Annotated in this window: 1 protein-coding gene and 1 pseudogene; both read left to right on the top strand. The window is 66.2% G+C overall.

Features of this window, described 5'->3' with window-relative positions; genetic code table 11:
• A pseudogene (locus G9373_RS45525) lies at positions 1 to 263 on the top strand (cupin domain-containing protein); the annotation flags it as partial.
• A 7-nt stretch (positions 264 to 270) separates the two neighbouring features.
• Positions 271 to 736 (top strand): fumarylacetoacetate hydrolase family protein (locus G9373_RS45520; RefSeq protein WP_206034036.1); only part of this gene is annotated, 466 nt, incomplete at its 3' end.

Raw genomic sequence — 736 nt, 5'->3', positions numbered from 1 at the left:
AGTTCCACCGGCTGCGCGCGGGTGCGCACACCCGGCCCCGTCGCGATGTCGGGTCCACCGTTTACCAGGTGTTCGAGGGGTCGGGCCGGTTCGTCCTCGGCGGCGAGAGCCGTGAGGTCGGCACGGGGGACATGATCGTCGTCCCGTCCTGGACGGAGTGGTCGGTCGAGGCCGGCACCGAGTTCGACCTGTTCGCGTTCTCCGACGCCCCCATCGTCGAGCGCCTGCACTTTGATCGCACGTACATTTCCGAAGGAGCCTGAAAATCTCATGAAGCTTGCCACCCTGCGCCGCAACGGTGCCACCGTCGCCGCCCGCGTCGATGCCGACACCGCCGCCACGATCATCGACGGGTATGCGGACCTGTCCGCCCTGCTGGCCGACCCGGACTGGAAAACGGTCGCGGCGAATGCGTCCGGTGACGTCGTGAGCCTCGACGGCGCGGATTACGCCCCGGTGGTTCCGAATCCGGGGAAGATCATCTGCGTCGGGTTGAACTACGCCAACCACATCCAGGAGATGGGGCGGGACCTACCGGAGTACCCGACGCTGTTCGCCAAGTTCAAAGAGGCGCTGACCGGTCCGTACGACGACGTGATCGTCCCGGCCTATGCCGCCGCCCAGTTGGATTGGGAGGGGGAGTTGGCGTTCGTCGTCGGCAGGCAGGCGTATCAGGTGCCGGAGGCGGACGCCGAGCAGTACATCGCCGGGTATTCGGTGATGAACGATTACACGA

Origin of the sequence: Rhodococcus sp. A14 (assembly GCF_011603105.1) — a bacterium.
Lineage (GTDB): Bacteria > Actinomycetota > Actinomycetes > Mycobacteriales > Mycobacteriaceae > Rhodococcus_F > Rhodococcus_F opacus.
Note: the sequence above shows the minus strand (reverse complement) of the source record. Positions and strands in the feature narration are given on the sequence as shown.